The following is a 25,636-nucleotide window of genomic DNA, read 5'->3' as shown; positions in this document are numbered from 1 at the left end:
TATAATGCGCCTCCACTGACACGGAACAACGGCAAGCAAGCCGCCGGGGCAGCAGGATTCAACGGCGAAAGATAACGTTGAAGCCGACAGAGAAAAGCAAAATAAGCGCTTGACTCTGAATGAGGAAAACGTATTATACGGGACCTCGCGACAGAGCGCTAAAGCGCGTCGCAACTGCTCTTTAACAATTTATCAGACAATCTGTGTGGGCACTCAAAGTGACATGGATTCTTAATGTCTTCGGACAATAAATGAATACCAAGTCTCAAGAGTGAACACGTAATTCATTACGAAGTTTAATTCTTTGAGCATCAAACTTAAATTGAAGAGTTTGATCATGGCTCAGATTGAACGCTGGCGGCAGGCCTAACACATGCAAGTCGAGCGGTAGCACAGAGAGCTTGCTCTCGGGTGACGAGCGGCGGACGGGTGAGTAATGTCTGGGAAACTGCCTGATGGAGGGGGATAACTACTGGAAACGGTAGCTAATACCGCATAACGTCGCAAGACCAAAGTGGGGGACCTTCGGGCCTCATGCCATCAGATGTGCCCAGATGGGATTAGCTAGTAGGTGGGGTAACGGCTCACCTAGGCGACGATCCCTAGCTGGTCTGAGAGGATGACCAGCCACACTGGAACTGAGACACGGTCCAGACTCCTACGGGAGGCAGCAGTGGGGAATATTGCACAATGGGCGCAAGCCTGATGCAGCCATGCCGCGTGTATGAAGAAGGCCTTCGGGTTGTAAAGTACTTTCAGCGGGGAGGAAGGCGATAAGGTTAATAACCTTGTCGATTGACGTTACCCGCAGAAGAAGCACCGGCTAACTCCGTGCCAGCAGCCGCGGTAATACGGAGGGTGCAAGCGTTAATCGGAATTACTGGGCGTAAAGCGCACGCAGGCGGTCTGTCAAGTCGGATGTGAAATCCCCGGGCTCAACCTGGGAACTGCATTCGAAACTGGCAGGCTAGAGTCTTGTAGAGGGGGGTAGAATTCCAGGTGTAGCGGTGAAATGCGTAGAGATCTGGAGGAATACCGGTGGCGAAGGCGGCCCCCTGGACAAAGACTGACGCTCAGGTGCGAAAGCGTGGGGAGCAAACAGGATTAGATACCCTGGTAGTCCACGCCGTAAACGATGTCGATTTGGAGGTTGTGCCCTTGAGGCGTGGCTTCCGGAGCTAACGCGTTAAATCGACCGCCTGGGGAGTACGGCCGCAAGGTTAAAACTCAAATGAATTGACGGGGGCCCGCACAAGCGGTGGAGCATGTGGTTTAATTCGATGCAACGCGAAGAACCTTACCTGGTCTTGACATCCACAGAACTTGCCAGAGATGGCTTGGTGCCTTCGGGAACTGTGAGACAGGTGCTGCATGGCTGTCGTCAGCTCGTGTTGTGAAATGTTGGGTTAAGTCCCGCAACGAGCGCAACCCTTATCCTTTGTTGCCAGCGGTTAGGCCGGGAACTCAAAGGAGACTGCCAGTGATAAACTGGAGGAAGGTGGGGATGACGTCAAGTCATCATGGCCCTTACGACCAGGGCTACACACGTGCTACAATGGCGCATACAAAGAGAAGCGACCTCGCGAGAGCAAGCGGACCTCATAAAGTGCGTCGTAGTCCGGATTGGAGTCTGCAACTCGACTCCATGAAGTCGGAATCGCTAGTAATCGTAGATCAGAATGCTACGGTGAATACGTTCCCGGGCCTTGTACACACCGCCCGTCACACCATGGGAGTGGGTTGCAAAAGAAGTAGGTAGCTTAACCTTCGGGAGGGCGCTTACCACTTTGTGATTCATGACTGGGGTGAAGTCGTAACAAGGTAACCGTAGGGGAACCTGCGGTTGGATCACCTCCTTACCTTAAAGAACCTGCCTTTGTAGTGCTCACACAGATTGTCTGATGAAAGTAAAGAAGCAAGGCGTCTTGCGATTGAGACTTCAGTGTCCCCTTCGTCTAGAGGCCCAGGACACCGCCCTTTCACGGCGGTAACAGGGGTTCGAATCCCCTAGGGGACGCCACTTGCTGGTTCGTGAGTGAAAGACGCGTGCCGAACTATCTCAAAACTCATCTTCGGGTGACGTTTGAGATATTTGCTCTTTAAAAATCTGGATCAAGCTGAAAATTGAAACGACACACAGTTAATGTGTGTTCGAGTCTCTCAAATTTTCGCGACACGATGATGTTTTACGAAACATCTTCGGGTTGTGAGGTTAAGCGACTAAGCGTACACGGTGGATGCCCTGGCAGTCAGAGGCGATGAAGGACGTGCTAATCTGCGAAAAGCGTCGGTAAGGTGATATGAACCGTTACAGCCGGCGATGTCCGAATGGGGAAACCCAGTGTGATTCGTCACACTATCGTTAACTGAATACATAGGTTAACGAGGCGAACCGGGGGAACTGAAACATCTAAGTACCCCGAGGAAAAGAAATCAACCGAGATTCCCCCAGTAGCGGCGAGCGAACGGGGAGCAGCCCAGAGTCTGAATCAGCTTGTGTGTTAGTGGAACGGTCTGGAAAGTCCGACGGTACAGGGTGATAGTCCCGTACACCAAAATGCACAGGCTGTGAACTCGAAGAGTAGGGCGGGACACGTGGTATCCTGTCTGAATATGGGGGGACCATCCTCCAAGGCTAAATACTCCTGACTGACCGATAGTGAACCAGTACCGTGAGGGAAAGGCGAAAAGAACCCCGGCGAGGGGAGTGAAAAAGAACCTGAAACCGTGTACGTACAAGCAGTGGGAGCACCTTCGGGTGTGACTGCGTACCTTTTGTATAATGGGTCAGCGACTTATATTCTGTAGCAAGGTTAACCGTATAGGGGAGCCGCAGGGAAACCGAGTCTTAACTGGGCGTTAAGTTGCAGGGTATAGACCCGAAACCCGGTGATCTAGCCATGGGCAGGTTGAAGGTTGGGTAACACTAACTGGAGGACCGAACCGACTAATGTTGAAAAATTAGCGGATGACTTGTGGCTGGGGGTGAAAGGCCAATCAAACCGGGAGATAGCTGGTTCTCCCCGAAAGCTATTTAGGTAGCGCCTCGTGAACTCATCTTCGGGGGTAGAGCACTGTTTCGGCTAGGGGGTCATCCCGACTTACCAACCCGATGCAAACTACGAATACCGAAGAATGTTATCACGGGAGACACACGGCGGGTGCTAACGTCCGTCGTGAAGAGGGAAACAACCCAGACCGCCAGCTAAGGTCCCAAAGTCATGGTTAAGTGGGAAACGATGTGGGAAGGCACAGACAGCCAGGATGTTGGCTTAGAAGCAGCCATCATTTAAAGAAAGCGTAATAGCTCACTGGTCGAGTCGGCCTGCGCGGAAGATGTAACGGGGCTAAACCATGCACCGAAGCTGCGGCAGCGACACGATGTGTTGTTGGGTAGGGGAGCGTTCTGTAAGCCTGCGAAGGTGACCTGTGAGGGTTGCTGGAGGTATCAGAAGTGCGAATGCTGACATAAGTAACGATAAAGCGGGTGAAAAGCCCGCTCGCCGGAAGACCAAGGGTTCCTGTCCAACGTTAATCGGGGCAGGGTGAGTCGACCCCTAAGGCGAGGCCGAAAGGCGTAGTCGATGGGAAACAGGTTAATATTCCTGTACTTGGTGTTACTGCGAAGGGGGGACGGAGAAGGCTATGTTAGCCGGGCGACGGTTGTCCCGGTTTAAGCATGTAGGCTGGTTATCCAGGCAAATCCGGATAATCAAGGCTGAGGTGTGATGACGAGGCACTACGGTGCTGAAGTAACAAATGCCCTGCTTCCAGGAAAAGCCTCTAAGCATCAGGTAACACGAAATCGTACCCCAAACCGACACAGGTGGTCAGGTAGAGAATACCAAGGCGCTTGAGAGAACTCGGGTGAAGGAACTAGGCAAAATGGTGCCGTAACTTCGGGAGAAGGCACGCTGGTGTGTAGGTGAAGCCCCTGCGGGTGGAGCTGAGACCAGTCGAAGATACCAGCTGGCTGCAACTGTTTATTAAAAACACAGCACTGTGCAAACACGAAAGTGGACGTATACGGTGTGACGCCTGCCCGGTGCCGGAAGGTTAATTGATGGGGTTATCCGTAAGGAGAAGCTCTTGATCGAAGCCCCGGTAAACGGCGGCCGTAACTATAACGGTCCTAAGGTAGCGAAATTCCTTGTCGGGTAAGTTCCGACCTGCACGAATGGCGTAATGATGGCCAGGCTGTCTCCACCCGAGACTCAGTGAAATTGAACTCGCTGTGAAGATGCAGTGTACCCGCGGCAAGACGGAAAGACCCCGTGAACCTTTACTATAGCTTGACACTGAACATTGAGCCTTGATGTGTAGGATAGGTGGGAGGCTTTGAAGCGTGGACGCCAGTCTGCGTGGAGCCAACCTTGAAATACCACCCTTTAATGTTTGATGTTCTAACGTTGGCCCCTTATCGGGGTTGCGGACAGTGTCTGGTGGGTAGTTTGACTGGGGCGGTCTCCTCCCAAAGCGTAACGGAGGAGCACGAAGGTTAGCTAATCCTGGTCGGACATCAGGAGGTTAGTGCAATGGCATAAGCTAGCTTGACTGCGAGCGTGACGGCGCGAGCAGGTGCGAAAGCAGGTCATAGTGATCCGGTGGTTCTGAATGGAAGGGCCATCGCTCAACGGATAAAAGGTACTCCGGGGATAACAGGCTGATACCGCCCAAGAGTTCATATCGACGGCGGTGTTTGGCACCTCGATGTCGGCTCATCACATCCTGGGGCTGAAGTAGGTCCCAAGGGTATGGCTGTTCGCCATTTAAAGTGGTACGCGAGCTGGGTTTAGAACGTCGTGAGACAGTTCGGTCCCTATCTGCCGTGGGCGCTGGAGAATTGAGGGGGGCTGCTCCTAGTACGAGAGGACCGGAGTGGACGCATCACTGGTGTTCGGGTTGTCATGCCAATGGCACTGCCCGGTAGCTAAATGCGGAAGAGATAAGTGCTGAAAGCATCTAAGCACGAAACTTGCCCCGAGATGAGTTCTCCCTGAGACTTTAAGTCTCCTGAAGGAACGTTGAAGACGACGACGTTGATAGGCCGGGTGTGTAAGCGCAGCGATGCGTTGAGCTAACCGGTACTAATGAACCGTGAGGCTTAACCTTACAACGCCGAAGATGTTTTGGCGGATTTGAGAAGATTTTCAGCTGATACAGATTAGTCGATGCGTCCGCAGGGCGTGTTGATAAAACAGAATTTGCCTGGCGGCACTAGCGCGGTGGTCCCACCTGACCCCATGCCGAACTCAGAAGTGAAACGCCGTAGCGCCGATGGTAGTGTGGGGTCTCCCCATGTGAGAGTAGGGAACTGCCAGGCATCAAATAAAGCAGAAGGCTCAGTCGAAAGACTGGGCCTTTTGTTTTTGCGTTTTAACAAGAACCCCGTCCCGAAAGGTGCGGGGTTTTTTGCTGTATGGGGGATATCTCCCCGGTGGCGCTGCGCTTACCGGGGCTACGGGTCCGACATGGGGCCACGCCCCGGTAGCCCGGCCAGGGGGGCGCAGCACCGCCTCCGGCGACAACCCCACCATATCCAGTTCATCATCTTCATTCAAAGCAACATAAAACCCCGTCGTGGCAATCCCTTCGCCATAATCCACTTTTTCCTTGCTCCTGCGCTGGCGTTGATCGCGAAAACCGTGCTTACGAAAAAAAATGTGAATGCAATCACATATAAGGACATAACAATTATATAACATTTAGTTTACTAACTAATTTGTCTGCGTGACGTGGTACGCCCGACAAGACAGATTGCAGTCTTTGCTGGAGCAATATAACAATGACAGAGAGTAGCATTACCGAACGGGCCGCGCCGGAGCAGGCTGACACCCGTCGTCGTATTTGGGCAATTGTTGGCGCTTCCTCGGGAAATCTGGTTGAGTGGTTTGATTTTTACGTCTACTCATTCTGCTCGCTCTATTTTGCCCATATCTTCTTTCCATCCGGAAATACCACCACTCAACTTTTACAAACGGCAGGCGTATTCGCCGCCGGATTTCTGATGCGTCCTATCGGTGGCTGGCTGTTTGGTCGGATCGCTGACCGCCGCGGACGTAAAACGTCCATGCTTATTTCGGTCTGCATGATGTGCTTTGGTTCACTGGTAATTGCCTGCCTGCCGGGCTATGCAGTCATCGGCACCTGGGCTCCGGCGTTGCTTCTGTTGGCCCGTCTGTTCCAGGGGCTGTCGGTCGGGGGAGAATATGGCACCAGCGCGACCTATATGAGTGAAGTGGCGATTGAAGGAAAGAAAGGCTTCTACGCCTCTTTCCAGTACGTCACGTTAATTGGCGGACAGCTACTGGCGGTATTAGTGGTCGTGGCGCTCCAGCAGGTGCTGAGCGACGAAGATCTGCATGCATGGGGATGGCGTATTCCTTTTGCTCTCGGGGCAGTACTGGCCATCGTCGCGCTGTGGCTGCGTCGCCAGCTGGACGAAACCTCAAAGCAGGAGACCCGGGCGCTGAAAGAGGCTGGCTCATTTAAAGGGTTGTGGCGTAATCGCCGGGCCTTCGTGATGGTGTTGGGCTTTACCGCCGCCGGATCGCTGACCTTTTATACCTTTACTACCTATATGCAAAAGTATCTGGTCAACACGGCGGGTATGACGGCCAGCACCGCCAGCGTGATCATGACTGCGGCGCTGTTCGTTTATATGCTGGTTCAACCGCTGTTCGGCGCTTTTTCGGATAAAGTAGGCCGCCGTACCTCCATGCTGTGCTTTGGCGTACTGGCGACATTATTTACCGTGCCTATCCTGAGCGCCTTGCAAAAAGTGAGCTCCCCCTATGCTGCCTTCGGCCTGGTGATCTGCGCCTTGCTGATTGTCAGTTTCTATACCTCGATCAGCGGCATCCTGAAGGCCGAGATGTTCCCGGCGCAGGTTCGTGCGCTTGGGGTAGGGCTTTCCTATGCCGTCGCGAATGCCCTGTTTGGCGGCTCGGCGGAGTATGTCGCGCTGTCGCTTAAATCGGCGGGGATAGAGCACGCTTTTTACTGGTACGTAACGGTGATGGCGGCCATCGCCTTCCTGGTCTCCCTGATGCTGCATCGCAAGGGCAAAGGCCTGCGTCTTTAGCCGCTACTGGTGCGCCAGTTGCCACACAGCGTAGCCGGTGGTCGCGCCGGCTACATCCCAGGCGAAATCCTTCCAGCTCCAGCCGCTCCCTGCCGGGCGGCTGTCCCAAAGCTCTTTTGAGGCGCCGAGGCTGACAGAAAACATCAGGCCGATAGCGGCGCTGCGGTCCCGGCTGTAACCCTGATGTTGCGCATATTCATTGCCCGCGGCAGACAGCATCGCCGAGGCCAGAAAATGCTGGGCTTTGTCCTGACCGGACCATGCATCATTTGCCATGTGGCTGCAGCCCGTTAACATCAGCGAAGCAATCACGATTATCGTACGCATAGTGCTTCCAGAAAAAAGCCCCGTCGAGGCGGGGCTGATTGTCAGAGAATACGGCTGATCAGCCGGTCGATGCGGATCCGCCGTAGTCGGCGGATCAGTTTACGCACTTTCACCGGGTAGTCGGCAATACTTTGCAGATCCCGATAATGTTTCACCACCGTGGTGTGGGTGCGGATGAGCTTCAGCTCTTTCTCCCGCATGGCCCCCAACTGCTGCTTTGGATCGTGGATCAGAATGGCATTTTCCAGATCGAGTCGCCAGGCGCGCGGGTTAAGGTTGTTGCCGGTGAGCAGCATCCACTCATCATCAACCCACATGCCTTTCAGGTGGTAGCTGTTATCGTCATCCTTCCACAGGCGGACGATCAGCTGATCGGTATTCACATAATACTGCAGCCGGCTGAGGAAACGCCGCAGGTTGATTTCATACAGATAAGGAAGCGCGCCGATGATTTTAAACGGCTGATCTTCGGGAATATAGAAATCGTTAGCGGTTTTATCGCCGACAATAATCTCCACCTGTTTACCGTCGCGTAGCAGCTGGATGATATTTCTTACCAGCACGGCAGGAAGGTTGAAGTAGGGGGTGCAGATCGTTAACTTGTGCTCGGCACAGGGCATCAGGTGAAAGATAGTTTTGTTCAGCAGGCTGGATTTCCCCAGGCCTACCAGCGGGGTGACGGAGAGTTCTTCGTCACCGGCGGTGCCGACAAAATGGTAGCTGCGGTCGCGGAGCTCCTGACGGTACTGGCGAATGTCGTTTTTGATTTCCGGACTTTTTGGCCGATCCGGTCTGTCGAGACGATTCACACCGCGTCCCTGAACCAGATTATTGTCGACCCAGTCAAACATGACGTCCGCCATTTTGCCGTTTCGGATGCACTGATAGCGATCATAGCGGTACTTATCATGCTGATGCAGATAAACATCGTTCAGGCTGGCGCCGCTGTAGAGGACGCAGTCATCGATAATAAAGCCTTTGAAATGGAGAACGCCGAGCGCCTCCCGGGTGTTAATCGGCACGCCGTAAACGGGGATCTCTACGCCCGGATTTTCAGTGGCCATCCGGCAATACCAGTCGGCGTTGGTGTTGGAGGCGGCGGCGCCGATACGGCCACGTTGAGCGCGGTGCCAGTCCACGAGGACGCGAACATCCAGTTGCGGACGCTGACGCTTGGCGTCATACAGGGCCTGCAAAATTCCTTTTCCGCCATCATCTTGCTCCAGGTAGAGCGCAATAATGCATATACGCTGAGTGGCGTTGGCAATCCGGGTCAGTAACGCTTCCCTGAAATCCGCAGGGGCGTAAAAGAACTCTACATCATCAACTGACTGAGAAAGCTTAGGGAGTTGGGCAAGGTGTTGTTGATGTTTATTACGCTTAAATTTTGACAACATCACAGTGCGTTTCTTCTCTGTTTATTGAAGGGTCTTCTGTACCATGCAGACGACGTAAGCGGGCAATAATACCATTACTACCCGCTAATGTGGTCAACAATTGCGGTCAGCGTCGCGCGATTATCCCTGATTCAGGGGCAGCGACAGACTGACAATCCCATCTTCCAGCTGAATATCAACGGTGAATCCCAGCTTTCTGGCGAGGCCGATCATGCCTCGGTTATTCGGCATCGTAATCCCATTCAGCCGTTGCAGGCCATGGCTTTGCGTATAGGCGATCAGCTTTTCCAGCAGCCTTCGGCCCAGGCCTAACCCTTTCAAATCTGAACGGACCAGCACAGCAAACTCGGCATCAATATTATCAGGGTCGGAGATCGCCCGCGTCACGCCAAGGATCTCGCTCTGTTCCGCGGTGGTCCTGACGGCGACAAACGCCATTTCTCGATCGTAGTCGATCTGGGTCATATTGGCTAAGTCGTCATGGGTAAATTCGTTGATCTCACTAAAATAGCGATAATAGAGATCTTCTTTGGTGACCTGGGCGATAAACGCGAGCAGCTGCGGTTCATCTTCCGGCAGGATCGGCCGGAACAGACAGCGATCGCCATTTTTCATCACCACCCACTCCTCCAGCTGGTGCGGATAGGGACGAATAGCGAGACGGCTTTCACTGTCGCCGCTGAAGGGTGCAAGCCCAAGGGTAACATCCAGCGCCGTAAACTCGTTGCCGGAGGCGAGCAGGGGATGAATATCCAGGCGCTGGATCTCCGGGCAGTCGACGATCAGGTTCGAGACCTGAACCAGCAGCTGGCTTAAGCCCGCGATATCCAGCGGTCGCAATGCGCTGCGGCCGCGGATCTTCTTATTTTTGATCGCCTGGATCACCAGATAACGCGCCAGGTTCATATTCAGCGGCGGCAGCGCCACGGCGGCCTGGTCCTCGGCCCGCCACTCCACGCCGCCTTCGCCCAACATAATCAACGGGCCGAAGAGAGGATCGTGCTCAACCACCACTCTCAGCTCCTGGGCGCCGGCGCGATTGGCCATACTCTGCACCAGCAGGCCATGAATGCGCGCCCGGGGCCAGGCCAGCCTGACGCGATCGATCATCGCATCCGCTGCCTGCTGCACTTCTGCCGCGGTACGCAGATACAACATGACCCCCTGTACTTCTGATTTATGCGGAATATCCGGGGAACGCAGCTTCAACGCAACCGGATAGCCTATCTGCTCAGCAATATGCACCGCTTCCGCGCTGTCAGCGGCGATCCAGGTTGGCAGTGTGTGGATGCCGTAGGCCCGGAGTACCGGGCTGACCTCGTGGGTATCCAGCGTGGTGGCGCCGTCATCGATCGCTTGCTGGAGCAGGGCATGCGCCTTGCTGGTATTGGCGGTTAACGAGTCCGGCAGCACGGGGGTCTCGCGTAGCTGTTTCTGGTTACGGCGGTACTCGACCATATGCATAAAGGCGGTGATGGTCCCCTCCGGCGTACGGTAGGTGGGAAGGCCGGCATCGCTGAACAGCCGTCGCGCCTCCTGGGAGGAGAATTCGCCGCACCAGTTGGTCAGCACGGTGACATATTTGCCACGCGGATGGTGCTTCAGGGCGTCGATCAGCGCCAGGGCGCTCTCGGTGCCCGGCGCGGCGGCGCTGGGAGAGTGGATCACCAGCAGCGCGTCATAGTCCTGGCTGTTAAGCAGAATATTCACCGCCCGCTGATAATGTTCGCTGCTGGCGTCATCGCGTAGATCCAGTGGGTTGGCGATCTCGACGCCGCCCGGCAGCGCCTGGCGCAGAGCCTCGCGCGTCTCCTCGCTGAGGGTCGCCAGCTTACCGTTACGCAGCCAAAGCTCATCCAACGCCAGCGCCGCCGGCGCCGCGCCGTTGCTGACGATCATCAGTTTTTCACCGCGCAGCGGGCGCATATGGCTCAGGGTTTCTACGGCGGAGAAGAGCTCATGGGTATCCTGGACCCGCAGTAGACCAGCACGCTGGATGGCCGCGTCCCATGCCGGATCCATCCCGGAGTTGACGTGCAACAGCTTCTGCGCCGCGGGGCTACGGCCGCTTTTAATCACCAGGATCGGCTTGTTTCGCGAGGCGCTGCGCGCGGCGGAGACAAACCGGCGCGCGTCGCTGAGGTGCTCAAGGTAAAGCAAAATGGCGCTGGTTTTGCTGTCGCGGGCCAGAAAGTCCAGCAGGTCATCGACATCTATATCCAGACTATCACCCAGCGCGATGAAGTAGGAAAACCCCATCTCGCGCTGTTGCGCCCAATCAAGGATGGTGTTGGAGACGGCAGCCGATTGCGAGATAAAGGCCAGTTTACCGCGATGGATCGGCACCGGCGAAAAGCTGGCGTTCAACCCTTGCCACGGCGCCAGCAGGCCGAGACTGTTGGGGCCGAGCAGGCGCATCTGGTAGCGCGCAGCGCATTCGAGCAGCGCCGGATACTGTTCCGGCTGCGAAGAGAGAATGATGCAGGTCTTGCAGCCTTTCTGCCCCAGGGCTTCAAGCAACTCGAGATTACGCCGCGCGTTGGTACAGAGTACCGCCAGATCCGGCGTAAAGGGCAGGCTCTCGATGGTGGGCCACGCCAGCACCCCGAGCACCGCCTTCCAGGCGGGGGTCACCGGCAGCACCGGGCCATTGAAGCCACCGGCTAGCAGGTTGCGCATCATGAGATAGCCAGCGCGCTGCGGTTTCATTGATGCGCCAATAACGGCGATGGACTTTGGTCGCAGCAGTGCTTCCAGGCCTCGTTGGCTCATACCGGTCTCCTTTCATCCCAGTGACCGAATGATTTTAAACGTTTTCCACCTGGTCCGCTGTGATACTGCCCTTATGCTGGGTTTTTCCCGCCAGGTAACGGGTCCGGAAGCGGGTGAAGTGTTCGCCAAGCGCTGCGGCGGCCGGTGCATCGCCCGCCAGGTCCAGCAGGGCGATGGCCACTTCCGCGGTACAATATTGTCCGTCGGCGTGCGCCTCGCGCAGATGGTAGGCTGAGATGCGGGACAGATCGACGGAGATTATCGGCAGCGCGTCCAGATAAGGGCTCTTACGGAACATTTTACGCGCTTCGGTCCAGGTGCCGTCGAGCATGATAAACAGCGGCGGTTTGCCAGACGGCGGCGCGCTCAGGACCTGGCGCTCCGGCCCGGCGTAGGAGGCGGGGAACACCACCATCGGCTGGTAATCGGGATGGGCGACCAGGTCAAGCAGCCCCTGCGGCGGCTCGGTTCTCGACCATTGATAAGCCTCGGTATTCGGCAGAATATCGGCGATGAGCCGACCGGTGTTGCTGGGCTTCATCGGCTCCGTATCAAACATCACCAGGCAAAAGCGGCTGGTGGCCTGCGCCGGCGTTAACGTGGCGCACAGACATTGCTTGAGCGGCAGCAGACAGCGCTGGCAGCGGCGGATGCGATTGCCGCGCGCAAGGAAAGGGCGGGTGGCTCGCGCGAGACGTTCGGCGCGCAGGCGAAGGACAGCGTTATCAGTCATGGGAGTCGCTAATGAAAAGCGCTATTGTCGCAGAGGCTAAAACGGGGCACAAGCGGTGCCCCGGAAGGATTACTGCTGTCCGGCTTCGTTCAGCCAGCTTTCAAATGGCGCTTTTGGCACCGCGCCATTGAGCATGTCGATCACTTCGCCATTTTTGAACATCATAATGGTCGGGATGCTGCGGATACGAAACCGTGCGCTAAGCTCACGTTCCGCTTCGGTGTTAACTTTCACAAAGCGCATCTTCCCGCTACGCTCTTCCGCAACGTCTTCAAAGATCGGCGCGAAGCTACGGCAGGGACCGCACCATGGCGCCCAGAAATCAACAACGACCGGCAGATCGTCCTTTAAGAGTTTATCCAGCGTTGCCCCGGTCGCGTTGATGACGTCGCCGTCAAAAAGATCGTGACCGCAGCGTCCGCACTTTGCGCCATCCGCGCTACGATCGTCCGGGAGGCGGTTCAGAGCCTGACAACTGGCACAAACGGTATTCATAACTAACCTCTGGTTATGGGTTGCAACGTGGCACGTGGCCGATATGTTTCTGTGATGTTACATATTATCGATTAAGTGTTATTTAAGGACAATGCGTTTTGTTCGATGAGTGCAATAGAGGCCGGCTTTTAAACGAAATCATGGCGAAGCGATGACACATCGGGTAATCTGCGCGCTTCGCGCAGCGCAGGTGGAGAAAATTGATGAGCGACGAACTGAAAAATAAAAGCGGCAAGGTCAAAGTGATGTATGTCCGCAGTGATGATGATTCTGACAAACGCACCCATAACCCACGTACCGGGAAAGGGGGAGGTCGTCCAGGAAAATCTCGTGTTGACGGCCGCAGCCGCCCTGCGCGTGACGAACGAAACAGCCGCGGTGACGATCGTAAACGCGATGACCGCAAGCGCGATGATTTTCATCGTGACGATGCGTCCCCGTGGCGTACCGTTTCCCGCGCCCCTGGCGATGAGACCCCGGTAAAAGAAGATCACGGCGGGATCAGCGGGAAGAGTTTTATCGATCCGGAAGTGCTGCGTCGCCAGCGCGCGGAAGAGACCCGCGTGTATGGTGAAAACGCCTGTCAGGCCCTGTTCCAGAGCCGCCCGGAAGCTATTGTCCGCGCCTGGTTTATCCAGAGCGTGACGCCGCGTTTTAAAGAGGCGCTGCGCTGGATGGCGGCTAACCGTAAAGCCTATCATGTGGTTGATGAAGCCGAGCTGGCGAAAGCCTCCGGGACCGATCACCACGGCGGCGTCTGCTTCCTGATCAAAAAACGGCACGGCACCTCTGTTGCCCAGTGGGTCGCGAAGGCCGCAGAAGAAGATTGCGTTCTGGCGCTGGAAGACGTGGGTAACCCGCACAACCTCGGGGCGATCATGCGCAGCTGCGCGCACTTCGGCGTGAAGGGCGTTGTGGTTCAGGATGCCGGCGTGCTGGAGTCCGGCGCGGCGATCCGTACGGCGGAAGGCGGTGCGGAACATGTTGAGCCGATCACCGGCGACAGCTTCATCGATACTCTTGATCAATTCCGTCAGGCGGGCTACGCGATTGTCTCGACCTCCAGCCATAATGGTACCCCGCTGTTTAAAGCCGAGCTGCCGAAGAAAATGGTGCTGGTGTTAGGCCAGGAGCGCGATGGCCTGTCGGATGCAGCGATCTCCAGCGCGGACCTCAGCGTCGCCATCGATGGTACCGGCAATGTCGAAAGCCTGAACGTCTCTGTGGCGACCGGCGTTCTGCTGGCGGAGTGGTGGCGTCAGAACAAGGCGTAATACCTGTCCCTGAATAAAAAAGCCAGCTGATGCTGGCTTTTTTTATGGCTGTCGATCACTCGCTTTCGGCGGGAAGGACCGGCATCCAGTCAATCGGCGCTTCGCCGCGCTCGGTCAGCCACTGATTGGTCTGCACGAAATGGTTGCTGCCAAAGAAGCCGCGATGTGCAGAGAGCGGTGACGGGTGCGGCGCCTTCAGCACGCAGTGGCGCTGGCGATCGATAATCGCGCCTTTCTTCTGTGCATGGGAGCCCCACAGTAGAAAGACCACTCCCTCGCAATGCTCATTGATTAACGCGATTACCTTATCGGTAAACGTTTCCCAGCCGAGACTGGCGTGCGAGTGCGCCTGCCCGGCGCGGACGGTCAGGACCGTATTCAGCAGGAGCACTCCCTGGCGCGCCCAGCTTTCCAGGTAACCATGGGTAGGGCGGGTAAAGCCAGGGATAGTGGCCTCGAGCTCTTTGTACATATTTAGCAGCGAGGGCGGGATGGCGACGCCCGGGCGAACCGAGAACGCCAGACCGTGGGCTTGTCCCGGGCCGTGATAGGGGTCCTGGCCGAGAATGACGACTTTGACATCGCCCAGTTCGGTAAAGCGAAACGCATTGAAGACGTCTTTTTGCGGTGGATAGATGGTGATCCCGGACTGGCGCTCTTCGGCGACGGTCTTCAGAGTATTGAGAAAATAGGGTTGTTGCTTTTCATCCGCCAGCACGTCATGCCAGGTTAAAGGGGTGGTCATCTTGCTCTCCTGCAAAGGGTCATTGCTATAGCTTAACGGCTTCTTTCTACAGAACAAAATCGGCACGGCTCAACGCGGGCCTTCATGCAAAAAAAATTGAAAATTTACAAAATTATTTATAGCAGCGCATGGCGTAACTTGATGTAAAACAATAAAATCCTTGCATACCCACTTAGAGTGAGTGGTTTTTATTGATTTACATCAAAGAATGCCGAAGGGGCGGCTGATATATATACACTCATACAACAATGGTTTTACCAATTGGCCGCGAAGAGGCCAAAATCGAATAAACACTGCCTGGGAGGCATCAAATGATTACTGGTATCCAAATTACTAAAGCGGCAAACGACGACCTGCTGAACTCTTTCTGGCTGCTGGATAGTGAAAAAGGCGAAGCACGCTGCCTGTGCGCCAAAGGTGGTTTTGCGGAAGATGACGTGGTGGCGGTCAGCAAACTGGGTGAAATCGAATACCGTGAAATCCCGGTAGACGTGAAACCAGAAGTTCGCGTGGAAGGCGGTCAGCACCTGAACGTTAACGTGCTGCGTCGTGAAACCCTGCTGGACGCGGTTGAACATCCGGAAAAATATCCGCAGCTGACCATTCGTGTTTCTGGCTACGCGGTGCGCTTCAACTCCCTGACGCCGGAACAGCAGCGCGACGTTATCGCTCGTACCTTTACCGAAAGCCTGTAAGGCTAACGCCAGATGTGAAAACGCCGGGATAACCCGGCGTTTTTTTTTACTCTTCGTTGGGCGCTGATGGCGTCCCGGCTGCGCTTGGTTTCCGGCGCTTACCGATATTTTTCGTATCGCGGTGGCGCTTTTTCACCCGCGGCTTTTCTTTTTCTTTCTCTTTTTTCTCGGCGCGTTTCGCCAGCACTTTCTTCGATGGTTTACCGGTCAGCTTCTCGCTTGGCGCGCGGGTTTTTGGTCGCAATTCATCAATCACCCGAGCTTTCAGCGGTTCTTCAACGTAGCGGCCGATCTTGCCCAGCAACAGGTGGTCGTGCGCTTCAACCAGCGAAATCGCGGTGCCTTTCTTACCTGCACGCCCGGTACGACCGATACGGTGCAGATAGATGTCGGCGGTGCGCGGCATATCGAAGTTAAAGACGTGGCTGACGTCCGGAATATCGATACCGCGGGCGGCGACGTCGGTAGCGATCAGCACGTTTACGCGGCCATCGGTCAGACGCTTGATGGCTTCGTTACGCTTGGCCTGCACCATCTCGCCTTCCAGCCAGCAGGTGTTAATCCCGGCTTCACGCAGCCAGTTGGCCAGCTCATGCACGCGCTCGCGCTTGCGCACAAAGACGATAGCGCGGGTAGCTTCCGGCTGTTGCAGCAGATTCACCAGCAGTTTGGTTTTATGTTCGATATCGTCAGCGCGGTAGTACCATTGATGGATTTTCTTGCGCTCGCGAGTCGACGGGTTAGCGGAAACTTCAACCGGCTCCTCCAGAAGACGTTCGGCGAAGTCTTTGATCGCATCGCCTTCGAGCGTCGCGGAGAACAGCATGGTCTGCTTGCGCCAGCGGGTTTCACCGGCGATGGTTTCGATATCCTGCGCAAAGCCCATGTCCAGCATGCGGTCGGCTTCATCGAGGATTAGGGTCTCGACGGCGCGGCAGTCGAAGTTCTCTTCTTTTATATACTGCAGCAGGCGACCAGTGGTGGCGACCACGATGTCCTGGTTTTCGCTGAACACTTCCGCGTGGTTCATGTAGGCTACGCCGCCGGTAATGGTGGCGATATCCAGATGGGTATGCTTTGCCAGCTCGCGGGCGTGGTCAGCCACCTGCATCGCCAGCTCGCGGGTCGGCGTCAGGATAAGAATACGCGGCGGGCCGGATTTCTTACGCGGGAAATCGAGCAGGTGCTGCAACGCTGGCAGCAGATACGCCGCCGTTTTACCAGTGCCGGTCGGCGCTGAACCGAGGATGTCACGGCCATCGAGCGCAGGCGGAATAGCGGCGGCCTGAATGGCTGTCGGGCGAGTGAAACCTTTATCCTGGAGGGCCTCCAGCAGGTTTTCGTCGAGTTCAAGTTCGGAAAAAGTCGTTACAGTCATGTTCTACCTCTGAGTGGGCCGCCGATTATAGACGTTACTGACGTAATGTTCATCTGTTTGTAAGGCTATCTGTTCTCCGGTATTGTGCATAGCCTTACGTTCAGGAGTTTTTGTCGGCAAGGTTATTGAGGATGTCTCAGTCGAAGTTTGCGCTGCCGCGCAATGGTTTTACCTTCAAACAGTTTTTTATCGCCCACGATCGTTGCGCGATGAAGGTGGGTACCGACGGCATTTTGCTCGGCGCCTGGGCGCCGATTGCCGGGGTGAAGCATGTGCTGGATATTGGCGCCGGCAGCGGCCTGCTGGCGCTAATGCTCGCCCAGCGTACCGGCGATGATGTATGTGTCGATGCGGTTGAACTGGACGCAGAGGCCGCCGCCCAGGCGCAGGAAAATGCTCTCGCGTCGCCATGGGCTGCGCGGGTTGAGGTCTGTCAGGCCGATATTCATCAGTGGCAGCCGCCGCAGACCCGACGCTATCAACTGATAATCAGTAACCCGCCCTTCTTTGCGGAAGGGGTGCCTTGCGCCACCTCGCAGCGGGAGCAGGCGCGGTATACCACTACGCTCGATCACGCTTCTCTGTTGACCTGCGCCGCTGAACATATCACCGAAGAAGGCTTTTTTTGCGTGGTGCTGCCGGTAGATATCGGTAATGCGTTTATCGAACGGGCAACCGCGATGGGCTGGCACCTGCGACTGCGCACTGACGTGGCGGAGACCGAGCTGCGGCCGCCGCACCGGGTGCTGCTGGCTTTCTCCCCGACGGCGGGGGAGTGTTTCAGCGACAGGCTGGCGATTCGCGGGCCAGAGCAGCAGTATTCTGAAGGCTTTACCGCTCTGACCGAGGATTTTTATCTCTTTATGTGAGCCAGGGGCGACAGTATCGACGGGCCGCTGTTCGGCAGCGGCTGCGGATAGTCGAGGGTGTAATGCAGACCGCGGCTCTCTTTGCGCAACATCGCGCAGCGTACGATAAGCTCCGCCACCTGCACCAGATTGCGCAGCTCCAGCAGATTATTCGAGACGCGGAAGCGGGCGTAATACTCATCCAGCTCCTGCTGCAGCATGGTAATGCGCCGCAGGGCGCGCTCCAGCCTGCGGGTGGTGCGCACAATCCCCACGTAATCCCACATCAGCAGCCGCAGCTCGTGCCAGTTATGCTGGATAACCACCAGTTCATCCGGGATCTCCACCTGACTTTCATCCCACGCCGGCAGGGTGCTAACCTTCTGGGCCAGCGGCAGGCGTCGGGCAATATCTTCCGCGGCGGACCAGCCGTAAACCAGGCACTCCAGCAGCGAGTTCGAGGCCATACGGTTCGCGCCGTGCAGCCCGGTATAGCTGACTTCGCCGATAGCGTATAACCCATCGACGTCGGTGCGGCCATTATCATCCACCATCACGCCGCCGCAGGTGTAATGTGCGGCAGGGACGACCGGTACCGGATCTTTGGTTAAATCAATTCCCAGGCCGAGCAGCTTCTCGTAAATCATCGGGAAGTGCTGGCGAACAAACGCCTCGGGTTTATGGCTGATATCAAGGAACATACAGTCCACGCCAAGGCGCTTCATCTCATGATCGATGGCGCGGGCGACGATATCGCGTGGGGCCAGCTCGCCGCGCTCGTCAAAGTCCGGCATAAAGCGGGTGCCGTCCGGGCGTTTAAGGTGGGCGCCTTCGCCGCGCAGCGCTTCGGTAAGCAGGAAGTTGCGCGCCTGCGGATGATACAGCGCGGTGGGGTGAAACTGATTAAATTCCAGATTCGCCACCCGGCAGCCCGCCCGCCAGGCCATCGCGATACCGTCTCCGGAAGAGACGTCGGGGTTAGTGGTGTATTGATAAACCTTGGCGGCTCCGCCGGTGGCGAGCACCACCGCCTTCGCGCTGCAGGTTTCCACGCGCTCTTTATTGCGGTTCCAGATCCACGCTCCGACCACCCGGCGCGTGCCTGGCAAGCCAATCTTATCCGATACGATCAAGTCGACGGCATTGCTGCGCTCAAGGATGCGGATATTGGGGTGGGCGAGGGCTTTATCGACCAACGTCGTCTCCACCGCTTTGCCGGTAGCGTCGGCGGCGTGGAGAATGCGCCGATGGCTGTGGCCCCCTTCGCGCGTGAGATGATAGCTCTCTTCGCCATTGGCCTGGACCTGAGTGTCAAACAATACGCCCTGATCGATAAGCCACTGGACGCATGATCTGGCATTGCTGGCGACGAAGGTGACCGCATGGCGATCGCATAACCCTGCGCCGGCAATCAGGGTATCTTCGACATGGGATTCAATACTGTCCGTCTCGTCGAAAACGGCGGCAATCCCGCCCTGGGCATAGAACGTAGAACCTTCGCTGATCGGCCCTTTACTCAGCACGGTCACCGAACTGTGCTCTGCCAGGCGCAGCGCAAGGGAGAGGCCGGCAGCGCCGCTGCCGATAATCAACACATCACAAGAGAAGTCAGGAGTGGTATTCATCGTCTTTGTTTAATTTACTAAACACATTTAGCTCACAATAGCACCAGCTCGTGAGGAATCGTACATTTTTTTTGGCGGGCGTTGTGACGGCTAAACAGCAGGCGAGCGGAAACGGTCTGGAGCACGGCGAAAATGAGACGCGTGGCAGGTTGATAGCATTGGATTTTATAGTGAAATAAACGCCGTGTTACGATACCCTTCAGACGGGCCTGCGCTTTTTCTTATTGACTAACCTATCGTTTAGCAACCAGGGCATATAATGATTGATAACGATCTGCCGCCGTTGCCAGACAAAAAACAAAAAGCGTAACGGAACTTTATTGTTTTCATACACTCCAACAGTCAGCTTGCTCATAATGCAGATTTTGGGTGGTGTTTTGAAGACGCATGGGAATTGGGTTTGGGGAGACATTACCTCGGATGAGCGAGCAGTTAACGGATCAGGTCCTTGTTGAACGGGTCCAGAAAGGAGATCAGAAAGCGTTTAATTTGCTGGTAGTGCGCTATCAGCATAAGGTCGCGAGCCTGGTTTCCCGCTATGTACCGCCGGGCGATATCGCTGACGTCGTTCAGGAATCGTTCGTTAAGGCATGGCGTGCGCTGGACTCTTTCCGGGGAGATAGCGCTTTTTACACCTGGTTATACCGTATCGCCGTCAATACGGCGAAGAATTATCTGGTTGCTCAGGGACGCCGTCCGCCGTCCAGCGATGTTGACGCCAACGAGGCGGAAAACTTCGAAAGCGGCGGAGCGTTGAAAGAAATTTCGAACCCTGAGAACTTAATGTTGTCAGAAGAACTGAGACAAATAGTTTTTCGTACCATTGAATCGCTCCCGGAAGATTTACGCATGGCAATTACGTTACGGGAGCTGGATGGCCTGAGCTATGAAGAGATAGCCGCTATCATGGATTGTCCGGTTGGGACGGTGCGTTCGCGTATCTTCCGGGCGCGAGAAGCTATTGATAATAAAGTTCAACCGCTTATCAGGCGTTGACGATAGCGGAATACTGGAAAAGGGTATCAGGCATGCAGAAAGAAAAACTTTCGGCTTTAATGGATGGTGAAACGCTGGATAACGAACTGCTCAACGAGCTGAGTCGTTCTTCTGAGATGCAAAAAACCTGGGAGAGTTACCACCTTATCCGCGATACGCTGCGTGGCGATACCGCAGAGGTGCTGCAATTTGATATCTCCGCCCGGGTGATGGCCGCCATTGAAAATGAGCCCGTTCGTCAGACGGCGCCGCTTATTCCTGAATCTCAGCCCGCACCACACCAGTGGCGGCAGATGCCGTTCTGGAACAAAGTGCGTCCGTGGGCCAGCTCACTGACCCAGATGGGCGTTGCCGCCTGCGTATCGCTTGCGGTTATCGTCGGCGTCCAGCACTATAATGGGCAGTCTGATGCCGCTCAGCAGCCAGAGGCGCCGGTGTTCAATACGCTGCCAATGATGGGCAAAGCGAGCCCGGTAAGTCTTGGCGTACCGGCTGACGCATCAGCAGGTAGCGGCCAGCAGGCTCAGGTCCAGGAACAGCGCCGGCGGATTAACGCCATGCTGCAGGACTACGAACTGCAGCGCCGCCTGCACGCTGAGCAGCTTCAGTTTGGCCAGGCCCAGACTCAGCAGGCCGCAGTCCAGGTGCCGGGTTATCAAACTTTAGGAACGCAATCGCAGTAATGAAGCAACTTTGGTGTGCCATGTCGCTCATGGCAGGCAGTCTGTTGTTCTCTGTCAACGCCTCGGCTGATACATCGTCCGGGGCGTTGTTGCAGCAGATGAACCTGGCCAGCCAGTCCCTCAACTATGAGCTCTCGTTCGTCAGCATCAGCAAACAAGGCGTTGAGTCGCTGCGCTATCGTCACGCGCGACTGAACAATCAACCGCTGGCGCAGCTTCTGCAGCTGGACGGTCCGCGCCGGGAAGTGGTCCTGCGCGGTACGGAAATCAGCTATTTTGAACCCGGCCTCGATCCGTTCACCCTGAACGGCGACTATATCGTCGATTCGCTGCCGTCGTTGGTTTACAGCGATTTCAAACGTCTCAGCGCAGCCTATGATTTTATCTCCGTGGGCCGTACCCGTATCGCCGACCGCCTCTGCGACGTGATCCGCGTCGTGGCTCGCGACGGCACGCGCTATAGCTTTATCGCCTGGCTGGACGCTGAGACTAAGCTGCCGCTGCGCGTCGATTTACTCGACCGCGACGGTGAAACGCTGGAGCAGTTCCGGGTCGTCTCTTTCAACGTTGGCGATAACGTCAGCGCCAGCATGGAGACGCTGGCAAAAGCGAATTTGCCGCCGCAGCTGTCGGTGCCTGAAGGGGGCGACAAAGCCAACTTCAACTGGGCGCCGACGTGGCTCCCTCAGGGCATGACTGAGGTTTCCAGCAGCCAGCGTCGTCTGCCCACCTTTGATGGTCCGGTAGAATCACGTCTCTATTCCGACGGCTTGTTCAGCTTCTCGATCAATATCAACCGCGCCACCGCGGCCAGCAGCGACCAGCTGTTGCGCACCGGCCGACGCACCGTCAGCACGACGGTACGCGATAACGCGGAGATCACCGTGGTGGGCGAACTGCCGCCGCAGACGGCGAAGCGTATCTCAGACAGCATTAAATTCAAGGCAGTACAATGATCAAAGAGTGGGCCACCGTGGTTTCCTGGCATAACGGCGTGGCGCAGGTGCACTGCGACGTTAAAGCCTCCTGCAGCAGTTGCGCCTCCCGCGCCGGCTGCGGCAGCCGGGTATTAAACAAGCTGGGGCCGCAGACCAGCCATACTATCAGCGTGCCCTGCGAGCAGCCGTTGACGGCGGGGCAAAAAGTGGAGCTGGGGATCGCCGAGAGCAGTCTGCTGGGTTCGGCGCTGTTGGTCTACATGGCGCCGCTGGTGGGGCTGTTTGTGATGGCGTCGATTTTCCAGGTGCTGTTTGCCAGCGATATCGCGTCACTTTGCGGCGCGCTGCTGGGCGGCGTCGGCGGGTTCCTGGTGGCGCGCGGTCTGTCGCCGCAGCTGGCAGCGCGCCAGTCGTGGCAGCCGGTGATCCTGAGCCTCGCGTTGCCGCCGGATCTGGTGCGTATCGAAACGCCTTCCTCCGACATGGGTCAGTGATTTCACTGGCCCTTATCTTTATTTACCCTTCCTGTTACAACGCCACAATTTCTGCGGTTATGCTGGATCTAACAGCATTTCCTGGTTTCAAGGATGTAGTGTAGAATGCGGCGTTTTCGGATTAAAAAACGTCAGGCACAGTACAGCGGCCTCATGATACTCGTAAGGCATAATTAACTCTAAATATGAAGAATATACGTAACTTTTCGATCATCGCTCACATCGACCACGGTAAGTCGACGCTGTCTGACCGTATCATCCAGATTTGCGGTGGCCTTTCTGATCGTGAAATGGAAGCCCAGGTTCTGGACTCCATGGATCTTGAGCGCGAACGCGGGATCACTATCAAGGCGCAGAGCGTCACCCTGGACTATAAGGCCAACGACGGTGAGACCTATCAGCTGAACTTTATCGACACCCCGGGCCACGTGGACTTCTCCTATGAAGTCTCCCGTTCCCTCGCCGCGTGCGAAGGCGCGCTGCTGGTGGTTGACGCCGGGCAGGGCGTAGAAGCCCAGACCCTGGCCAACTGCTACACCGCCATGGAGATGGACCTGGAGGTCGTTCCGGTACTCAACAAGATCGACCTGCCTGCGGCCGACCCTGAGCGCGTAGCGGACGAGATTGAAGATATCGTCGGGATCGATGCCCATGATGCGGTGCGCTGCTCGGCGAAAACCGGCGTCGGCGTGACCGACGTGCTGGAGCGTCTGGTGCGCGATATTCCGCCGCCGGAAGGCGATCCGGACGCGCCGCTGCAGGCGCTGATTATCGACTCCTGGTTCGATAACTACCTCGGCGTGGTGTCGCTGGTGCGGATTAAAAACGGCACCATGCGCAAGGGCGATAAGATCAAGGTCATGAGCACCGGCCAGGTCTATAACGCCGACCGTCTGGGCATCTTTACCCCGAAACAGGTTGACCGTACCGAGCTGAAATGCGGCGAGGTTGGCTGGCTGGTCTGCGCGATCAAAGACATCCTCGGCGCGCCGGTGGGCGATACCCTGACCGCCGCCCGCAACCCGGCAGACAAAGCGCTGCCTGGCTTTAAGAAGGTGAAACCGCAGGTGTATGCCGGCCTGTTCCCGGTGAGCTCCGATGATTATGAAGCTTTCCGCGACGCGCTGGGCAAACTGAGCCTCAACGACGCCTCTCTGTTCTACGAGCCGGAAAGTTCTACCGCGCTGGGCTTCGGCTTCCGCTGCGGCTTCCTCGGCCTGCTGCACATGGAGATCATTCAGGAGCGTCTGGAGCGTGAATACGATCTCGACCTGATCACCACCGCGCCGACGGTAGTTTACGAAGTGGAGACCACCTCCAAAGAAGTTATCTACGTCGACAGCCCGTCCAAGCTGCCGCCGCTGAATAATATTCAGGAGCTGCGCGAGCCGATCGCCGAGTGTCACATGCTGCTGCCGCAGGAGTTCCTCGGCAACGTGATCACTCTGTGTGTGGAGAAACGTGGTGTACAGACCAACATGGTTTACCACGGTAAACAGGTGGCGCTGACCTACGAAATCCCGATGGCGGAAGTGGTGCTCGACTTCTTCGACCGTCTGAAGTCTACCTCCCGCGGCTATGCGTCGCTGGACTACAACTTCAAACGCTTCCAGGCGTCGAACATGGTACGCGTCGATGTGCTGATCAACGGCGAGCGCGTCGATGCGCTGGCGCTGATCACCCACAACGATAACGCGCCGTATCGCGGCCGCGAGCTGGTGGAAAAGATGAAAGATCTTATTCCGCGTCAGCAGTTCGACATCGCGATTCAGGCGGCCATCGGCAACCACATCATCGCGCGCTCTACCGTGAAACAGCTGCGTAAAAACGTGCTGGCGAAATGCTACGGCGGTGACGTCAGCCGTAAGAAAAAGCTGCTGCAGAAGCAGAAAGAAGGTAAGAAGCGTATGAAGCAGGTCGGTAACGTTGAACTGCCGCAGGAAGCGTTCCTCGCCATTCTGCACGTTGGTAAAGACGGCAAATAACCCTAAGGAGTTGGCATGGCGAACATGTTTGCCCTGATCCTGGTGATTGCAACCCTGGTGACGGGCGTTTTATGGTGCCTGGACAAGTTCATTTTTGCACCGAAACGTCTTGAGCGTCAGGCCGCTGCTCAGGCAGCGACCGGCGAGCAGCTGGACAAAAAGACGTTGAAGAAAGTCGGCCCGAAACCGGGCTGGCTGGAAACCGGCGCATCGGTTTTCCCGGTGCTGGCGATCGTTCTGGTGGTACGTTCATTCATTTATGAGCCGTTCCAGATCCCATCCGGTTCGATGATGCCGACTCTGCTGATTGGCGATTTCATCCTGGTGGAGAAATTTGCCTACGGCATTAAAGATCCTATCTATCAGAAAACGCTGATCGAGACGGGTCATCCGAAGCGCGGCGACATCGTGGTGTTTAAATATCCGGAAGACCCGCGCCTGGACTACATCAAGCGCGCGGTGGGGCTACCGGGGGATAAGGTCACCTACGATCCGATTGCCAAGCAGGTCACTATTCAGCCGGGCTGCAGCTCCGGACAGGCCTGCGGCAACGCGCTGCCGGTGACTTACTCCAACGTGGAGCCGAGCGATTTCGTTCAGACTTTCTCCCGCAGCAACGGCGGCGAGGCGAGCAGCGGTTTCTGGCAGCTGCCGAAGGGCGAAACCAAAGCCGACGGCATTCGCCTCACCGAGCGTCAGGAGACGCTGGGCGACGTCACGCATCGTATTCTGATGGTGCCGATTGCTCAGGATCAGGCTGGCATGTATTACCATCAGAGCGGTCTGCCGCTGGCCACCTGGATTGTGCCGCCGGGTCAGTACTTCATGATGGGCGACAACCGGGATAACAGCGCCGACAGCCGTTACTGGGGCTTTGTGCCGGAAGCAAACCTGGTCGGAAAAGCCACCGCTATCTGGATGAGTTTTGAAAAGCAGGAAGGTGAATGGCCGACCGGTGTGCGGTTATCGCGCATTGGTGGAATTCATTAATTTCATCTGCTGAATTCACGCCGCTGCTGTTATCGCAGCGGCGTGAATTATTTAGTATTTAAATCCATTCAAACTAACGACATCCCGTGTCGTTGCGTATAGAATATCCCCCCGAAGTTTTTGGTTGTCGCTCTGCCGGGTGACACTGCACACGAAAGCGTATTGGTCTGTTTCAAC

19 protein-coding genes, 1 tRNA gene and 3 rRNA genes are annotated in these 25,636 nt (G+C 56.3%); 15 read left to right on the top strand and 8 right to left on the bottom strand.

Going from position 1 to position 25,636, the window contains the following annotated elements; all coding sequences use genetic code 11:
• Positions 1-319: 319 nt before the first annotated feature.
• The 5 genes from CE636_RS08885 to CE636_RS08860 all read left to right on the top strand — a co-directional run bounded on the left by CE636_RS08885 (position 320) and on the right by CE636_RS08860 (position 7,084).
• A 16S ribosomal RNA gene (locus CE636_RS08885) occupies positions 320-1,859 on the top strand.
• Positions 1,860-1,944: 85 nt separating this feature from the next.
• Positions 1,945-2,020, top strand: a tRNA-Glu gene (locus CE636_RS08880).
• A gap of 190 nt (positions 2,021-2,210) precedes the next feature.
• Positions 2,211-5,112 (top strand): 23S ribosomal RNA (locus CE636_RS08875).
• Positions 5,113-5,207: 95 nt separating this feature from the next.
• A 5S ribosomal RNA gene (rrf, locus tag CE636_RS08870) occupies positions 5,208-5,323 on the top strand.
• The 16S, 23S and 5S rRNA genes sit together here with 1 tRNA gene alongside, the layout of an rRNA operon.
• A 462-nt stretch (positions 5,324-5,785) precedes the next feature.
• Positions 5,786-7,084, top strand: a complete 1,299-nt coding sequence (locus tag CE636_RS08860; RefSeq protein ID WP_004201810.1) for an MFS transporter — start codon at positions 5,786-5,788, stop codon at positions 7,082-7,084.
• A gap of 3 nt (positions 7,085-7,087) precedes the next feature.
• Here CE636_RS08860 and CE636_RS08855 read toward each other — a convergent pair whose 3' ends face one another.
• The 5 genes from CE636_RS08855 to trxC all read right to left on the bottom strand — a co-directional run bounded on the left by CE636_RS08855 (position 7,088) and on the right by trxC (position 12,808).
• Positions 7,088-7,411, bottom strand: coding sequence for a YfiM family lipoprotein (locus CE636_RS08855; protein WP_004201811.1), 324 nt, complete (start codon positions 7,409-7,411; stop codon positions 7,088-7,090).
• 41 nt (positions 7,412-7,452) lie between these two features.
• Entirely contained in the window at positions 7,453-8,808 is a 1,356-nt protein-coding gene (gene pssA, locus CE636_RS08850; protein ID WP_004201812.1) for a CDP-diacylglycerol--serine O-phosphatidyltransferase, read from the bottom strand.
• A gap of 120 nt (positions 8,809-8,928) precedes the next feature.
• Positions 8,929-11,580, bottom strand: a complete 2,652-nt coding sequence (locus tag CE636_RS08845) for a bifunctional acetate--CoA ligase family protein/GNAT family N-acetyltransferase (RefSeq protein ID WP_017900408.1) — start codon at positions 11,578-11,580, stop codon at positions 8,929-8,931.
• Between the two features lie 34 nt (positions 11,581-11,614).
• Entirely contained in the window at positions 11,615-12,313 is a 699-nt protein-coding gene (gene tapT, locus CE636_RS08840) for a tRNA-uridine aminocarboxypropyltransferase (protein ID WP_017900409.1), read from the bottom strand.
• A 69-nt stretch (positions 12,314-12,382) separates the two neighbouring features.
• Entirely contained in the window at positions 12,383-12,808 is a 426-nt protein-coding gene (gene trxC / locus CE636_RS08835) for a thioredoxin TrxC (protein WP_017900410.1), read from the bottom strand.
• 203 nt (positions 12,809-13,011) lie between these two features.
• Between trxC and CE636_RS08830 the strand changes: the two genes are divergently transcribed.
• The gene (locus CE636_RS08830) at positions 13,012-14,082 is read left to right on the top strand and encodes a tRNA/rRNA methyltransferase (RefSeq protein WP_004201815.1); all 1,071 of its coding nucleotides are present in this window, start codon (positions 13,012-13,014) and stop codon (positions 14,080-14,082) included.
• Positions 14,083-14,137: 55 nt separating this feature from the next.
• Here CE636_RS08830 and ung read toward each other — a convergent pair whose 3' ends face one another.
• Positions 14,138-14,827 carry a uracil-DNA glycosylase gene (gene ung / locus CE636_RS08825; protein ID WP_004201816.1) on the bottom strand — a complete coding sequence of 230 codons (690 nt, stop codon included), beginning with the start codon at positions 14,825-14,827 and terminating at the stop codon, positions 14,138-14,140.
• Positions 14,828-15,138: 311 nt separating this feature from the next.
• Here ung and grcA point away from each other — a divergent pair, with 311 nt between their 5' ends.
• Complete coding sequence (grcA, locus tag CE636_RS08820; protein WP_002914084.1) at positions 15,139-15,522, top strand: autonomous glycyl radical cofactor GrcA; 384 nt, start codon at positions 15,139-15,141, stop codon at positions 15,520-15,522.
• A 46-nt stretch (positions 15,523-15,568) separates the two neighbouring features.
• Here the strand turns inward: grcA and srmB are convergent, their stop codons facing one another.
• A complete protein-coding gene (srmB, locus tag CE636_RS08815; RefSeq protein ID WP_004201817.1) occupies positions 15,569-16,900 on the bottom strand; it encodes an ATP-dependent RNA helicase SrmB in 1,332 nt (443 codons plus the stop codon).
• Between the two features lie 131 nt (positions 16,901-17,031).
• On the opposite strand from srmB, the gene trmN reads away from it, so the two are divergent.
• Positions 17,032-17,769, top strand: a complete 738-nt coding sequence (trmN, locus tag CE636_RS08810) for a tRNA(1)(Val) (adenine(37)-N(6))-methyltransferase TrmN (RefSeq protein ID WP_017900411.1) — start codon at positions 17,032-17,034, stop codon at positions 17,767-17,769.
• On the opposite strand, the gene nadB is transcribed toward trmN, so the two are convergent.
• On the bottom strand, positions 17,754-19,373 hold the full coding sequence (gene nadB / locus CE636_RS08805; protein WP_017900412.1) for an L-aspartate oxidase: 1,620 nt from the start codon (positions 19,371-19,373) through the stop codon (positions 17,754-17,756). The genes trmN and nadB overlap by 16 nt on opposite strands.
• A 319-nt stretch (positions 19,374-19,692) precedes the next feature.
• Here nadB and rseD point away from each other — a divergent pair, with 319 nt between their 5' ends.
• The 7 genes from rseD to lepB all read left to right on the top strand — a co-directional run bounded on the left by rseD (position 19,693) and on the right by lepB (position 25,459).
• Entirely contained in the window at positions 19,693-19,797 is a 105-nt protein-coding gene (gene rseD, locus CE636_RS29650; protein WP_122383554.1) for a rpoE leader peptide RseD, read from the top strand.
• Positions 19,794-20,369, top strand: a complete 576-nt coding sequence (gene rpoE, locus CE636_RS08795; protein ID WP_002914074.1) for an RNA polymerase sigma factor RpoE — start codon at positions 19,794-19,796, stop codon at positions 20,367-20,369. Before rseD ends, rpoE begins: the two co-directional genes overlap by 4 nt.
• Positions 20,370-20,401: 32 nt before the next feature.
• Positions 20,402-21,052, top strand: coding sequence for an anti-sigma-E factor RseA (gene rseA, locus CE636_RS08790; protein ID WP_004201820.1), 651 nt, complete (start codon positions 20,402-20,404; stop codon positions 21,050-21,052).
• Positions 21,052-22,008, top strand: a complete 957-nt coding sequence (gene rseB, locus CE636_RS08785; RefSeq protein WP_004201821.1) for a sigma-E factor regulatory protein RseB — start codon at positions 21,052-21,054, stop codon at positions 22,006-22,008. Before rseA ends, rseB begins: the two co-directional genes overlap by 1 nt.
• A complete protein-coding gene (gene rseC, locus CE636_RS08780) occupies positions 22,005-22,484 on the top strand; it encodes a SoxR-reducing system protein RseC (protein WP_017900413.1) in 480 nt (159 codons plus the stop codon). Before rseB ends, rseC begins: the two co-directional genes overlap by 4 nt.
• Before the next feature lie 185 nt (positions 22,485-22,669).
• Positions 22,670-24,469, top strand: a complete 1,800-nt coding sequence (gene lepA / locus CE636_RS08775) for a translation elongation factor 4 (RefSeq protein ID WP_004201823.1) — start codon at positions 22,670-22,672, stop codon at positions 24,467-24,469.
• Positions 24,470-24,484: 15 nt separating this feature from the next.
• Positions 24,485-25,459, top strand: a complete 975-nt coding sequence (gene lepB, locus CE636_RS08770; protein WP_017900414.1) for a signal peptidase I — start codon at positions 24,485-24,487, stop codon at positions 25,457-25,459.
• Positions 25,460-25,636: the final 177 nt, after the last annotated feature.

The sequence above is a fragment of the Klebsiella sp. LY genome, assembly GCF_004010915.1.
Lineage (GTDB): Bacteria > Pseudomonadota > Gammaproteobacteria > Enterobacterales > Enterobacteriaceae > Klebsiella > Klebsiella quasipneumoniae.
This window is presented reverse-complemented; position numbering and strand designations above follow the sequence as displayed.

Excerpts from the sequence above, each read along its gene's own strand:
- CE636_RS08860 (WP_004201810.1), top strand. The coding sequence starts at position 5,786 with ATGACAGAGAGTAGCATTACCGAACGGGCCGCGCCGGAGCAGGCTGAC.
- CE636_RS08855 (WP_004201811.1), bottom strand. The coding sequence starts at position 7,411 with ATGCGTACGATAATCGTGATTGCTTCGCTGATGTTAACGGGCTGCAGC.
- pssA (WP_004201812.1), bottom strand. The coding sequence starts at position 8,808 with ATGTTGTCAAAATTTAAGCGTAATAAACATCAACAACACCTTGCCCAA.
- CE636_RS08845 (WP_017900408.1), bottom strand. The coding sequence starts at position 11,580 with ATGAGCCAACGAGGCCTGGAAGCACTGCTGCGACCAAAGTCCATCGCC.
- tapT (WP_017900409.1), bottom strand. The coding sequence starts at position 12,313 with ATGACTGATAACGCTGTCCTTCGCCTGCGCGCCGAACGTCTCGCGCGA.
- trxC (WP_017900410.1), bottom strand. The coding sequence starts at position 12,808 with ATGAATACCGTTTGTGCCAGTTGTCAGGCTCTGAACCGCCTCCCGGAC.
- CE636_RS08830 (WP_004201815.1), top strand. The coding sequence starts at position 13,012 with ATGAGCGACGAACTGAAAAATAAAAGCGGCAAGGTCAAAGTGATGTAT.
- ung (WP_004201816.1), bottom strand. The coding sequence starts at position 14,827 with ATGACCACCCCTTTAACCTGGCATGACGTGCTGGCGGATGAAAAGCAA.
- grcA (WP_002914084.1), top strand. The coding sequence starts at position 15,139 with ATGATTACTGGTATCCAAATTACTAAAGCGGCAAACGACGACCTGCTG.
- srmB (WP_004201817.1), bottom strand. The coding sequence starts at position 16,900 with ATGACTGTAACGACTTTTTCCGAACTTGAACTCGACGAAAACCTGCTG.
- trmN (WP_017900411.1), top strand. The coding sequence starts at position 17,032 with ATGTCTCAGTCGAAGTTTGCGCTGCCGCGCAATGGTTTTACCTTCAAA.
- nadB (WP_017900412.1), bottom strand. The coding sequence starts at position 19,373 with ATGAATACCACTCCTGACTTCTCTTGTGATGTGTTGATTATCGGCAGC.
- rpoE (WP_002914074.1), top strand. The coding sequence starts at position 19,794 with ATGAGCGAGCAGTTAACGGATCAGGTCCTTGTTGAACGGGTCCAGAAA.
- rseA (WP_004201820.1), top strand. The coding sequence starts at position 20,402 with ATGCAGAAAGAAAAACTTTCGGCTTTAATGGATGGTGAAACGCTGGAT.
- rseB (WP_004201821.1), top strand. The coding sequence starts at position 21,052 with ATGAAGCAACTTTGGTGTGCCATGTCGCTCATGGCAGGCAGTCTGTTG.
- rseC (WP_017900413.1), top strand. The coding sequence starts at position 22,005 with ATGATCAAAGAGTGGGCCACCGTGGTTTCCTGGCATAACGGCGTGGCG.
- lepA (WP_004201823.1), top strand. The coding sequence starts at position 22,670 with ATGAAGAATATACGTAACTTTTCGATCATCGCTCACATCGACCACGGT.
- lepB (WP_017900414.1), top strand. The coding sequence starts at position 24,485 with ATGGCGAACATGTTTGCCCTGATCCTGGTGATTGCAACCCTGGTGACG.